The 12,123-nt window shown below is 38.8% G+C and carries 13 protein-coding genes, 1 tRNA gene and 1 other RNA gene; 7 read left to right on the top strand and 8 right to left on the bottom strand.

Going from position 1 to position 12,123, the window contains the following annotated elements; genetic code table 11:
* Positions 1–48 precede the first annotated feature (48 nt).
* Positions 49–822 carry a class I SAM-dependent methyltransferase gene (locus CKK03_RS04915; protein WP_099361809.1) on the bottom strand — a complete coding sequence of 258 codons (774 nt, stop codon included), beginning with the start codon at positions 820–822 and terminating at the stop codon, positions 49–51.
* Positions 823–973: 151 nt separating this feature from the next.
* On the opposite strand from CKK03_RS04915, the gene CKK03_RS04910 reads away from it, so the two are divergent.
* The 3 genes from CKK03_RS04910 (at position 974) to spoIIP (ending at position 3,617) form a co-directional block, all read left to right on the top strand.
* Positions 974–1,840 (top strand): YitT family protein, encoded by an 867-nt coding sequence (locus CKK03_RS04910; RefSeq protein WP_099361808.1) that lies wholly within the window; start codon positions 974–976, stop codon positions 1,838–1,840.
* Positions 1,841–1,954: 114 nt separating this feature from the next.
* On the top strand, positions 1,955–2,332 hold the full coding sequence (locus CKK03_RS04905; protein ID WP_099361497.1) for a VOC family protein: 378 nt from the start codon (positions 1,955–1,957) through the stop codon (positions 2,330–2,332).
* 133 nt (positions 2,333–2,465) lie between these two features.
* Entirely contained in the window at positions 2,466–3,617 is a 1,152-nt protein-coding gene (gene spoIIP / locus CKK03_RS04900) for a stage II sporulation protein P (protein WP_099361496.1), read from the top strand.
* A gap of 284 nt (positions 3,618–3,901) precedes the next feature.
* On the opposite strand, the gene CKK03_RS04895 is transcribed toward spoIIP, so the two are convergent.
* From CKK03_RS04895 to CKK03_RS04875, 5 genes are all read right to left on the bottom strand, one after another.
* Positions 3,902–4,540 (bottom strand): pyridoxamine 5'-phosphate oxidase family protein, encoded by a 639-nt coding sequence (locus CKK03_RS04895; RefSeq protein ID WP_099361495.1) that lies wholly within the window; start codon positions 4,538–4,540, stop codon positions 3,902–3,904.
* Positions 4,541–4,591: 51 nt separating this feature from the next.
* Positions 4,592–5,854 carry an MFS transporter gene (locus CKK03_RS04890; protein WP_099361494.1) on the bottom strand — a complete coding sequence of 421 codons (1,263 nt, stop codon included), beginning with the start codon at positions 5,852–5,854 and terminating at the stop codon, positions 4,592–4,594.
* A gap of 34 nt (positions 5,855–5,888) precedes the next feature.
* Positions 5,889–6,272 carry a VOC family protein gene (locus CKK03_RS04885; RefSeq protein ID WP_099361493.1) on the bottom strand — a complete coding sequence of 128 codons (384 nt, stop codon included), beginning with the start codon at positions 6,270–6,272 and terminating at the stop codon, positions 5,889–5,891.
* Between the two features lie 465 nt (positions 6,273–6,737).
* Positions 6,738–7,592 carry an AraC family transcriptional regulator gene (locus CKK03_RS04880; RefSeq protein WP_099361492.1) on the bottom strand — a complete coding sequence of 285 codons (855 nt, stop codon included), beginning with the start codon at positions 7,590–7,592 and terminating at the stop codon, positions 6,738–6,740.
* Positions 7,593–7,642: 50 nt separating this feature from the next.
* The gene (locus CKK03_RS04875; protein ID WP_099361491.1) at positions 7,643–8,128 is read right to left on the bottom strand and encodes an NUDIX hydrolase; all 486 of its coding nucleotides are present in this window, start codon (positions 8,126–8,128) and stop codon (positions 7,643–7,645) included.
* Between the two features lie 134 nt (positions 8,129–8,262).
* Here CKK03_RS04875 and CKK03_RS04870 point away from each other — a divergent pair, with 134 nt between their 5' ends.
* Entirely contained in the window at positions 8,263–8,787 is a 525-nt protein-coding gene (locus CKK03_RS04870; protein ID WP_099361490.1) for a sigma-70 family RNA polymerase sigma factor, read from the top strand.
* A complete protein-coding gene (locus tag CKK03_RS04865) occupies positions 8,780–10,090 on the top strand; it encodes a DUF4179 domain-containing protein (protein WP_099361489.1) in 1,311 nt (436 codons plus the stop codon). Before CKK03_RS04870 ends, CKK03_RS04865 begins: the two co-directional genes overlap by 8 nt.
* 40 nt (positions 10,091–10,130) lie before the next feature.
* Here CKK03_RS04865 and CKK03_RS04860 read toward each other — a convergent pair whose 3' ends face one another.
* Positions 10,131–11,138: a DUF3231 family protein gene (locus CKK03_RS04860; RefSeq protein ID WP_099361488.1), complete on the bottom strand. Its 1,008-nt coding sequence runs from the start codon at positions 11,136–11,138 to the stop codon at positions 10,131–10,133.
* 237 nt (positions 11,139–11,375) lie between these two features.
* Here CKK03_RS04860 and ssrS point away from each other — a divergent pair.
* A non-coding RNA gene (gene ssrS / locus CKK03_RS04855) (6S RNA) lies at positions 11,376–11,570 on the top strand.
* 120 nt (positions 11,571–11,690) lie between these two features.
* Positions 11,691–11,764: transfer RNA gene (locus tag CKK03_RS04850), tRNA-Arg, on the top strand.
* A 121-nt stretch (positions 11,765–11,885) separates the two neighbouring features.
* Here CKK03_RS04850 and CKK03_RS23590 read toward each other — a convergent pair.
* A complete protein-coding gene (locus tag CKK03_RS23590) occupies positions 11,886–12,041 on the bottom strand; it encodes a hypothetical protein (protein WP_180271153.1) in 156 nt (51 codons plus the stop codon).
* Positions 12,042–12,123 lie beyond the last annotated feature (82 nt).

The raw sequence follows: 12,123 nt of genomic DNA, 5'->3' as shown, positions 1-12,123 counted from the left end.
TTATACAGTTACTAATGTGATGAATGTAAGCCCTGTGATTATTTCTATTCATTCAGAAACCTTTCTGCATACATAACTCATTTGATGGCTGTCTTGTGTTAACGGAGATTCATTCCAATCCTTGTAAACACCTAAGATTTCAAATCCATTTTGACCGAGTAAACGGTTCATCTCTTGCGGGAACACATAGCGCAGTTTGATATTGGTTTTCTGTTCCTCAACTGTTTTACCACTGTCATCCTTTAATCGTCTAATGGTTATATAGTGTTGCACCTGCTGAAGCGTGTCATAGTTACTTATCGTGTAGACATCTACCGTTTTCCCTGTTTCATCCTTATAGCTTCGCCAATATTCCTCAGTAGGTGGTTGAAGCAATTCATCCGGACTTGGGAACCTCGTGCCGAAGATGAAAATCCCCTCTTTTTCAAGGTGATTGTGAACCGAAGTTAATAGCTGATCCTGCTCTTCATTCGTAAGAAAATGCTGAAAAGAGTTTCCTACGATAAAAATGAGTGGACTTTTCATACCTAATTGGAGATTCGTGCAGTCTTGCTCGATCCAGTTAATGTTTAGGTCTGTATGCTCTGTTTTTTGTTTGGCTTGAGTAAGCATGCCATGATGTATGTCTACCCCGATTAGGGAATGTCCAGCTTCCGCTAATGGAATTGTTGCTCGACCTGTTCCACATGCCAAATCAATGATTGGACTGTTAACCTTTTCAGCCCATTTTTTTATAAATTCCACATCATCTTGGAAAGGGTCATTTTCTCGGTCATATAGGACCGGATCTTTGTATTCCTCAAAATTATCGAATGGGTTCATTTGTGCTCCTTTACTTAACAACTTATCAAGATTACTAATTATTATTTTCCACATAAAGGTATTATTTTCCTTCTAAAATTGTAAGCATGTCCGTCAATTGTGGTAATATTAATAAGTACATTCTATTTTGATAGTGAAAGGCTTGGTTTTTGTGGGAAAAACAAAGAAAAAACGGGTAGTAACAGAAATTAAACAACTTATTATGATTACCATCGGAGCTCTAATCGCGGGCTTTGGGCTAGAACTATTTTTAGTACCAAATGATATTTTGGATGGTGGGGTTATCGGTCTTTCCATCATTGCGTCCAAGATATTGGGAGTTCCAATGAGTATCTTCTTGATTGTTTTTAATATCCCCTTCCTTTTTCTTGGGTATCGAAAAATGGGAATGAAATTTACATTACATACGTTATATGGCGTTGTCGTATTATCCGCCTTTACAGCTTATTTGCATCATTTTGAACCTGTAACAGATGATCTTTTTCTAGCAACGATTATTGGGGCGGTTATTTTAGGAACGGGTGTCGGATTGGTCATTCGAACTGGTGGAGCTTTGGATGGCACGGAGATTTTAGCCATCATCGTAAGTAAGAAACGACCAGTATCTGTTGGACAATTTGTAATGATCATGAACGTGTTTATTTTTATCCTTGCTGCCTTACTTGTATTCAGCTGGGAGACGGCCATGTATTCGATTATTACATATTACATTGCTTTTAAAATGATTGATATTGTGGTTGAAGGTTTGGAAGAATTAAAATCAGTAACCATTATTTCCGATATGCCTGATGAGCTTGCTAATGAATTAAACAAGGTTCTGGGTCGTGGAATTACCTTTATTCATGGTGCAGGTGCCTACACAAATGAACCAAGGAAAATTATTTATACGATTGTAAGCCGGATTGAACTCTCCACACTAAAGGAAATTTCGCATGAAATGGACCCAAGTGCACTGATTGCGATTGAAAATATCGCGGATGTGACGGGTAGTAATTTTGGAGACGGCAGCGGACATTAAATAGTAAATGCAGAGGCTAAGGTGGCCTCTGTATTTTTTCGTTATACAAGAATTTCGTTTTTACTTGTAGATTTGTTAAAATTTATGATGACATTATAGAAATAGGTGATAATGATGATTAATAAAATTGGTAAAGTAACTGTTTATGTGGAAGATCAAGAACAAGCAAAGGATTTCTGGGTGAACAAACTTGGCTTTGTTTTAAAGTTTGAACAACCGATGGGACCTGAATTCTCTTGGATTGAGGTTGGTCCGAGTGAGAACGAATTTACAACGTTGGTACTCTATGCGAAGGCAGCTATGGAGCAGCATGACCCATCAAAGGTTTCTCATCCATCGATTCTTTTCAGCACAGTTGATATTGACTCTGCTTACGAAAAAATGAATTCAAATGGAGTAAAAGTTGGGGAATTACAAAAAATGCCGTATGGCTCTATGTTCACCTTCTACGATCAAGATGGAAATGAGTATTTATTACGAGAAGATAAATAAGAGAGTTTTACATAGAAAGCATGGTCCGCCATGCTTTTTTCATTTGAACAAAGTCTATCATAGGAAAATAGACATTCTATTTTGGTACAACTTTTCATATATATATGTCCAAAAGCAATAAAGGACGGATATCATGAAAAATTCAGGGTATGGGCAAATGCTGATTTCAAGAATCGCCCTTTTATTTATCTTAACCGTACTGATTTGTTTTGCCGCTGCTTCAAGCATATCATCTATTAAAAAAGATTGGGTTAATTTTCGGGAAATCGATGTGAACATTCGAACCTTTCCAACTGAGTTTTTTGTGAAATTACTTGAATCTGAAAATGCCTATTTCGGACAAACTTTAACCGTGGAACAGGAATCTTTCACAAAATTCTTAGTAGAATCAACCCTTCAATTTAACTACGGTGATTTACGTAGCTTTTTCGGTCATGAACTACCCGGATTATCTTTGTATCATACCGAAATCCTGGTATCTGGCGAGGGGACAGATTTCACCAATCTCCCTTACGAATCGGCTCCACCTTTAGATGTCTTATTACAAGAAAGAGAAATGGCTCAAAAGGAATTGGAGGAGTTTAATAAGGAAGATCCGAAAACGCCACCCGTTAATCTAGCCACGGATAAAAAGGTATTGATCTACCACTCTCACAGTTATGAATCTTACTTACCTCTCCTTGGACTTACGAGTGACCCAGATATGAATAAAGCGGTTGATTCTAAAACAAACATCACAGTTGTTGGCGAGCTTCTGGGGAAGGAGTTAGATAAATACGGTATTGAGGCGGTTGTTGATAAAACAAATATTGGGCAAGAATTGAAGAAAAAAGGGTGGAACACTACTAAATCTTATGCAGTCTCACGTGAGATCGTCCAATCGGCAATGGCGAGTGACTCCGAAATTGACTTTTTAATCGATATTCATCGTGATAGTGTACGAAAAGATGTGACGACTGTTACTATCAACAATAAACCATATGCAAGAGTATTTTTTGTGGTCGGAAAAGCAAGTCGTCATTTTGAACGTAGCTTAGCCTTAGCCGAGTCTCTAGATAAGTCAATCGAAGCACAGTTTCCGGGAATCAGCAGAGGTGTGGTTGGAAAGGGACTAGACCAAGGAAACGGAGTGTATAATCAAGACTTAGCGGAAAACTCCATTCTCATCGAGGTCGGCGGGGTCGATAATGACATGAAAGAAATAAAAAATACTGTTGAGGCGCTCGCAAAAGTAATCAGTGAACATATCATCGATGCCGAGAAAGTGAATGCAACGAATGAATAAAGAGTTACTCTTTTGGGTCATTTGGTTGTTTGTCTCAACATTGTTTTGCTTTTTTTACTTACCCTTTGGTTACACCATTGCGGCATTTCTCACTGGTATTGTGATGTGTTGCAAAGCGTTGATTAAACAATCGGTTGTGGAAAATGAAAAACAACGGGGCTAAAATACTAGTCTAATTCAATAATACTCCGGTGTAATGGAATTACTTTTTTAAACAAATAGGCGCGTTAACCCTTCATCGTAGATTAACGCGCCTACATAATTTCATCATAATCCGACCTACCCTAATAAAGTCTTTTCGCATAGCTTTCTTCAAGGCTATCCTGAATCGATTCCTTAGTTGCATGTGGGAGTTTCGTGTGTTTAAGTAACATTTTTGCTGGGGATGGTAATTTTGTTTGAACCGGCCAAGAATCAGGCTTCCATAATCCCGATCGGATAAAGGCTTTGGCACAATGGATAAAGCACTCTTCTACCTCTACTCCTATGCCTATAAGCGGCTTTTTCCCATTGACGGCCATTTTCTCTAGGAGTTCGTCGTCCTTGACCAACATTGCTTTTCCATTCACTCTCAATGTTTCACCTAAACCTGGAATCATAAAAAGAAGACCTATCCTAGGATTCGTTAAAATATTTCGAAGTGAGTCCATTCTCTTATTCCCAGGCCTCTCGGGTATGAGTAGATACTTCTTGCTTAACACCTGAACAAAACCTGCTTGATCCCCCCTTGGAGAAACGTCACAAAAGCCAGAATCGTCGGAAGTAGATATGACAAGAAACGGTGAGTTAGAAATGAATTCTACACAATTTTCATCAAGATAAGAAATAGCTTTTCTTTTGACCAACTCACTTGGAGTACCCAGCATGGAGCGCAATTCTTCTTCCGTTTCAACTTTCTGTAGAAATGGATTACCTTTATTCATTTTAGTCACACCTTCTTTTTTAGTTGTAAAAACCAGATTTTCCCCTTCCGATTATTTACCAGCAATGACACTAAGGTCCTGCGGAAGGTTCGTGGCTTGTTTTTTTATGATTAAAACAAACAAGGTTGCTACGATACATAGGACCCCTGCGGATAGAAACGTGATGGTGTAGCTATGGAAGACTTCGTAAAAATATCCTCCCAAATACGCAGCTACGCCAGATCCGATTTGGTGGGCTGCAAATACCCAGCCATAAATGATTGGCCCATTTACTTTTCCGAAAAAGTCAGCTGCGAGTCGAACCGTTGGCGGAACCGTAGCAATCCAGTCTAATCCATAAAACACCGCAAAGGCGATAAGCATCACATATGACTGCATCTGCAGAGCGTACGGCAACACGAGTAACGACAGTCCTCGAAGACCATAAAACCAAAATAAGAGCCAGCGGTTGTCGAATCGATCAGATAACCAGCCAGCAATCATCGTTCCGATTATATTAAAAACCCCCATGAACGCGAAAATGCTTGCTGCGTGAACCTCTGGAATTCCATGGTGGGTTGAGGCTGGGATAAAATGTGTACCTAAAAGTCCCGCAGTCGACAAGCCACAAATGAAGAAACTACCTGATAGTAACCAAAACGGTACGGAGCGCATTCCAATCCATAGCACTTCGAAGGCAGATGTGATTGGATTCTTTTTTGTTTCATTTTTCTCTTCTTCCTTGGTCGCTCCATAAGGAAGGAGCCCTTTATCACGTGGATGATCTTTCATCCAGATGAAGATGATCGGGGTTATTAGGAGGCCGAGTCCGATGAATACAGTCATTCCTACTCTCCAGGAATATTCCTCCGTTAAGAAGGACAATAATGGTAAAAAGACCATTTGCCCCGCTGCCGTAGCAGCCATGAGTAGACCTAGGACCATTCCGCGCTTCTCTTCAAACCAAATCGTTGCGATATTTGCAGAAAGAACGGATAGAAAGACGCCTGAACCTATCCCAATAATGACGCCCCAAATGAGGTGAAGCTGCCAAATATGTGTCATATAAAGACTTGTAATTAACCCGATAACTAAAAGGACCATCGAGTAAGCCATGATTTTTCGAACGCCTAGTCTCTCAAGCCCCGCAGCAATGAACGGACCTGAAATTCCATAGAGTATGAGATTAATAGCAAATGCAAATGAAATAGACGAACGGCTCCACTCAAACTCTTGTTCAAGCGGAATTAAAATAACACCTGTAATTGAGCGGATTCCAGCAGCAATTAATACCGCAACGAATGTAATCCAAACCACAACCCAGCCATAATGCATGGTCAGCACTCCTTCTTGTTTTTACAATTGGGTTTTAAAGGTTCTCATAGATTTCTATTAAGTTTCCGGCTGGGTCTCGAAAATGAGCAACCTTCAGCATCCAATCCGCTTGTTCGTGCGGCTTCGTGATGAACTCAAGTTTATCTTTCATTTTTTCGTATGTATCCTCGACACTGTCCACTTTAAAAATCAATGTCGATTTGTCCTGATTTTCAACAAGTGGTGCATATTCAGCTCCGATCGCTACCACCATTTGTTTTCTTTCAAAAAGACCAAGTTTTGCTCCTCCGACCCCCGTAAAATCGGCATAGTTGGAAGTTTCATCACCCCACGAAACCTCAAAACCTAATATGTCTCGGTAAAATAGAAAGCATTCTTTATAGTTATCTACTAACAGACGAATATGTGTTAAATTCATATCGCCCCTCCTTTATTAAATAGTTACTCATAATATGTATTTAGTTATTTCCATTATATGTTTTTCGGAAATTTCTGTCTAATTTAATTTAATTGTGGGCTAAGGCTTAGGATTCGGCTATGGGTTATAGACAATTTGGGTATGCCTCTCGTGCATGTGTGTAAAGTGTGTGAAACCAATTTTAGCTATTGGCCGTAAAACCTTTTTATTGGCCATAAATTTTGTTTATTGGCCATATTTTTGGATTATCAGCCATAAGTGGTTGCGATGAGATGTTTTTTCAGGAATTACCCTCTCATTTCAGCCTATACCTTTTGGTTACTGCCGCTATTCCAAAAATACTGCCACTAACCGCCAACTTACTGCCACTATTTCAGAAATACTGCCATTATCTGAAAAATACTGCCACTAGCGAAAATCACCTCACATCAAAGCCCCAAGGAATCTCCTTGGGGCTCTCTCTCTTTACTTCACGGGTATCCATATTTCTGAGTAGTAATTGGGGTCTGATGCGTTTCCGTCTGAGTAAAGTTCGAACTCAGCAGTCCCTGCATACGCATACCCGCTTGATGGAAACCATTCTGAGTAGATTTTTTTCCATGCGTCCTGCATCGCGTTTGGCATTGCACCATGAACCTCGAATACGGCCCATTTTGAAGCTGGTATGTCTAAAATGTCATACTTTCCAGATGCGCCATCCTTGTTTTCCACCGCCACCCAATAATCGATTGCTCCGGTATTTGACTCACTCACGCAAACTCCTAATATCCCGTTCGTTTCGCCATTCATCAGTGGAATCAATGAATCGCAGGTGCCATCGGAATTCACTTCATCCCATAATTTCGGGATCTTACTAAGATGCTCATCATTCACACATGAAAACTTTCGTTTCACCCCAACTGCTTTAAATCCTTCCTTCTCAACAATTCGATACTTCACTGGATCTGCTCCTTTCAGACTCACCTGGATGACCAGGCGGCTATATGATTGCAGCTTTCCAATCCCCTTCCGGACATCGCTTGGCGTTACACCGTGTTGTTTCCGAAAGGCTTTTGTGAAAGCCTCGGGAGTGTCGTAGCCATATTTGTAGGCTAGGTCAATAATCTTTGTGTCTGTTCTCGATAGCTCTTCAGCTGCTAGCGTTAACCTGCGTCGGCGGAGGTAATCACCCACTGTGATGTCTGTTAGAATCGAAAATGTTCGTTGAAAATGAAACGGTGATGCATTTGCACGACTCGCTATCTCCTCGATTGAGACATCCGTAAGCAGGTGGTCCTCCATATAATCAATTGCATTCTGTAATGATTCTAGCCAACTCATTTCCCTCACTCCTTACCTTCATTCTATCTGTCACACGTTTTTCCATCCTGTCATTTTGTGCTTTGTTGAGACAGCTTTTTTATAAAAAAGCTTCTTGTATCTTCATGAGTGAGTTTGTCGGCTACCTCATTTTCAGAAATAAATTGAAGGTCTGCGATTTCTTCATCTACTGAAGCTAAGTCACATTTAGAACCTGTGAATTCAACTAAAAACATCGTAGTTTCCTGGCGCTCATAACCGATTTTCTTCTTCATTTTTTCAGGGAACTCGAAGTGAATTTTTTCATCAAACTGCTTCATGATAGAAAAATCGGTCGAGCCCGTTTCTTCTCGCAGTTCGCGGAGGATTGCATGTCCTGGTGATTCATCACTCTCTTCGATTCCGCCTTTAACAAAATCCCATTCGCCATCTATTGTTTCTGTACCTGTTTGTGTATTTATTTTTGTTTTATGTACAAGTAAAAAGTAATTGTCTCTATAAACTATTGCTCCGACCGCTTGTCTAACCTTAAAAATGTTGCCTTGTGTTTTTGACATTTTTCGCTTCCGCCCTTTTTAAAAATGATAAGATTTATATGTATTTCGATAATAACTACTAAAATCCTTTTAATAAATTTGAAACGTTTTGGATGTCTAATTTCTCTAACTAGTAGAAGAAAGGAGGAAGGGATTTGAATACTAGCAAACTGGTTGCGAAAGCAAAGAAGGGTAATAATCGTGCTTTTCAGGAATTAATTGATACTGAAAAAACGAAGCTTTATAAAATGGCCTATTTATATATGAAAAACGAGGACGATGCACTTGAGGTGTTTCAGGAAACGGTTTATAAGGCTCTTACCTCTCTGAAAGATTTGCGAAATGATACATATTTTTCAACTTGGATTACTCGAATTTTGATTAATACCGCGATTGACCAGCTTCGTAAGAAAAAAAGAGTCATTCCAATGGAACGAGATATCCTTGAGAGTAAGGCTCCCTCATACATGAATCGCGAAAGTGAGTCTGATTTATTAGACGCCATTAAAGGTTTGGATGAAAAATATAAAACCGTTTTAATTTTGAGGTTTTACAAGGATTATACAATAAAGCAAATCGCCGAATTTCTTGAGTGGCCAGAAGGAACGGTAAAAACGAATATCCATCGTGGGATCGCCCTTTTGCGTGATCAATTAAAGGAGGTCATTGTGAATGAGTAAACATTTCCCTGAATTTAATAAAGAACTTGAAAACATTCATGTGCCCGTTGAAAAGCTTGATACTATTATTCAGCAGACAATTAATGAAAACCGAAAACAAAAACCAAGACGCAAAAAAATGGTACTAACAACAATCGGTTCGGTTGCTGCAGCATTTATCCTGTTTTTAGGATCGGCTACTTTATCACCTACTTTAGCTAAGGTTGCTTCTGAAATTCCATTAGTCGGAACTTTTTTCAATGAATCTGGCGATGAAGGACTGCAAATTGCCGGAAAAAGTGGGCTCACTCAAGTAATTAACCAAAAAACGAAGGACAATGGTGTGACACTAACCATGAATGAAATTTTTTATGATGGCACTCGTTTAACCTTTGGCCTTACACATGAATCGCTCCTTGCAATTGGCGATATCGAGCGCCCGACTATTTTGGTTAACGGAAAAGAGATTAATTTTAGCTCGGGTAGCTCTGGAAAACACATTACCCCGTCAAAATATGAAGCGATCATGAATATTACGCCTACTGAAGAATTACCGGAAGAATTTAATATGAAGATCATCATTGATGCCGTAGGGCTAATGCCGGGTAATTGGGAATTTGAATTTCCCGTGAAGCAATCAAATGAAGTAACCGTTATTCGACCTAACACAACAAACGTCATATATGATGCGAAAGTGACAGTAGAGTCCGTTAAGATTGGGCCAGCCGGAACAGACTTGGCCATTCAAATACAATCGGATCCGAACAATACCAAAATTGACCCTTATATGGATTTAAAATTTGCTATGATTGATGATCAGGGCGGGGTGTTACGAACGCTTACTGGTAGTGGCTATGGCGATACGATCGACGGAATTGAAGTGGCAAATCACCGTTATCTTTATACGCCAATAAAAGAAGAAGCAAAAAGCCTGACGATTCTTCCCTATAAAATTCCAAATCAATCGGGAGCTGTTAAGGAGCTATCCGTTTCATTAAACAAAACACTTCCACTAGCAATTGATCAAGGCGAAGTAGGAAAAATTACAGTAACAGATGTGGAATTTCTTGAAGATAAAACGGTTGTTTACTTTGAATTAAAAAGTGATTTTCCGTTTGACGATAACTTAACGATGAATCGTACTTGGTTAGAATCGAAGGATGGTAAGGATTTATCCTTCCCTGAAAATCCTTTAGCTGTACGAATGAACGGAAACTTATTTAAACAGGAATTTAAAGCAGCAAGAGATAGGGATGTAGAATTTAAGGCTTTAAAAATACCTTCCCCTATCGTTTTTGAAGCATTTGAAATTACATTACCTTAAGTTTAAAAGTCAGGCCATAGTTGCCTGACTTTTTCCTTTTTTATCTTTCATCTAACAAAGCTTTCCTATCAATAGCATGTGGTGGTTTTTCAAACCAGTGTTCTTCCATCATGATGTTTGCACCATCTTCTGCAAATTTCCCAACATCGATAATAAACTTACCATACATCATCCCAAGGTCCCGTCTACCGTTTGTGGACATAGCATTAGCATAAGACCGAATCTTCATTGAGAACATATCAATCTTATGGAAGACCATCAACTTGTCTGAAAAAGGAGGAATGGATGATGGTTCTACTAAGTCATCAAGTAATGGATGCCCAGGTAAATTATTTTCATTCAATTTTGCCGTAGCATCTTTAATATGATCGTGCGTAATTTTCACTCCGTGTTGCATAAACTCTCTTACCTTTTTATGAACGGCTACTTGGCTAAATCCAATCAATAGCCCTTTACTCGCCACATTGTTTTCTAGATTATCTTGAAGGTGGGCAACTTCTAGAGCATGTAGTGGCCTTACATCACCAAAAAATCCAGCTAGATAATTTTCCTTTTCGACAAAACTTACTTCCTTAGGAATTGGGATGGCTGGTGGTTTTGTTAAAAAGCCTTTCTTCTCTAAGGTTTCATTTAGGTCAACTAAAAATTGAATGGTATCCTGATCAATAGTACGAATAAGTTCTCTGACGTCTTTCCGTATCATCATTGGAATCGCAGTAGAGTAGAGGCTTAGCCCTGCTTTTGCAGTATATTTTAAATAATGAAGGTAAAATTCATCTGCAAATAATCTGGGGGCTTCCATGTTTACATCTTTTTTAACATCAAATCCAATAGGTATAGGGAAATTATCTTTATTGAATAGCTTTGTAATTCCAGCAATGATCTGTTCACTGAGATTTTTTGCTTTTTTAAGAATTTCCATTATATCTGGGTCCTGGCAATGTTTTTGAAAACAGGTTAACACGCAAATGGCCATTGAGTTCCCCATATAGACCGCCCACAGCTTACCCATTTCTGCCGAAGTAAGTTGCTCATTAGTTGGTTTCATTGCATAACTCCTCATCACTTTTTTTATATAGTATTTTCAAGCTGAGGAAATGTATTCAAAATAAAAGGCTCTCAAAATTTTTTTCGACAAAAATTCTTTCTAGAATCTAAAGATGTTGTTGGTTTCACTACACTTGGATACAACATTTGATTATAACCGAAAAGTTCTGCGACAAAATTCAACACTTTGGATTTTTTTTACATTTGATTTCATGGTTTCAATCATGTAGTATACATATACAAGCTACATTGTACGTAATCATAATAAAGTTTAACCTTTGAACTGAAATAGGGAGTTTAACATTGAAGCTGGAATGGCAGGCCTTCGTCCATGGCGACTTGAAGGACATACAGGAACGTTTCTGCAAACACCCACTTTGAGGAGTGGTGGTTTTAAACTTTCTTAGCGTATTACGGCAATTGTGGCTTTTCCAATTTCATGCTAATCCATTTTCCAATTGGAGAGTGGATTTTTTATTTGTCGTTTCAATGTCTTGACCTTTTTCGGCAATTAATTTTATAATTAATTACTGTAGTATTATTTTATAATCATGTCCCAGTAGCTCAGTAGGATAGAGCGACAGCCTCCTAAGCTGTAGGTCGTAGGTTCGATTCCTATCTGGGACGCTAAAACGATTGACCGTTAAACCTTGATGTCACAAGGGGTTTGCGGTCTTTTTTTGTATTGGAATAATTATTTTTGGAGTGAAAAATTAGGTGTTGGTGGCAGATTTAATTTTTTGTGATTTTAAACGGCATTTCCTATCTGTTTTAGTACATTTGAAATTAATGGCGATACCTGGACTAAAACATATCTAATTCTGCATTTTGAATCATCCCCCATGCTCTTTCCGTATTCCCAAACAGTTGACGGTGATATTTCATATTTTTGATTTCCAGCCATGCTACATCACCTGCCATCCCCAAGGTGTTTTTGATTGTTTTGGAGCAAATTAAAAAGCCTATCCAAATGGATAGACCTTAAT

Origin of the sequence: Fredinandcohnia onubensis (assembly GCF_002734215.1) — a bacterium.
GTDB classification, from domain to species: Bacteria; Bacillota; Bacilli; order Bacillales; family Bacillaceae_L; genus Ferdinandcohnia; species Ferdinandcohnia onubensis.
This window is presented reverse-complemented; position numbering and strand designations above follow the sequence as displayed.

Excerpts from the sequence above, each read along its gene's own strand:
- CKK03_RS04915 (WP_099361809.1), bottom strand. The coding sequence starts at position 822 with ATGAACCCATTCGATAATTTTGAGGAATACAAAGATCCGGTCCTATAT.
- CKK03_RS04905 (WP_099361497.1), top strand. The coding sequence starts at position 1,955 with ATGATTAATAAAATTGGTAAAGTAACTGTTTATGTGGAAGATCAAGAA.
- spoIIP (WP_099361496.1), top strand. The coding sequence starts at position 2,466 with ATGAAAAATTCAGGGTATGGGCAAATGCTGATTTCAAGAATCGCCCTT.
- CKK03_RS04895 (WP_099361495.1), bottom strand. The coding sequence starts at position 4,540 with ATGAATAAAGGTAATCCATTTCTACAGAAAGTTGAAACGGAAGAAGAA.
- CKK03_RS04890 (WP_099361494.1), bottom strand. The coding sequence starts at position 5,854 with ATGCATTATGGCTGGGTTGTGGTTTGGATTACATTCGTTGCGGTATTA.
- CKK03_RS04885 (WP_099361493.1), bottom strand. The coding sequence starts at position 6,272 with ATGAATTTAACACATATTCGTCTGTTAGTAGATAACTATAAAGAATGC.
- CKK03_RS04880 (WP_099361492.1), bottom strand. The coding sequence starts at position 7,592 with ATGAGTTGGCTAGAATCATTACAGAATGCAATTGATTATATGGAGGAC.
- CKK03_RS04875 (WP_099361491.1), bottom strand. The coding sequence starts at position 8,128 with ATGTCAAAAACACAAGGCAACATTTTTAAGGTTAGACAAGCGGTCGGA.
- CKK03_RS04865 (WP_099361489.1), top strand. The coding sequence starts at position 8,780 with ATGAGTAAACATTTCCCTGAATTTAATAAAGAACTTGAAAACATTCAT.
- CKK03_RS04860 (WP_099361488.1), bottom strand. The coding sequence starts at position 11,138 with ATGAAACCAACTAATGAGCAACTTACTTCGGCAGAAATGGGTAAGCTG.
- CKK03_RS23590 (WP_180271153.1), bottom strand. The coding sequence starts at position 12,041 with ATGGCTGGAAATCAAAAATATGAAATATCACCGTCAACTGTTTGGGAA.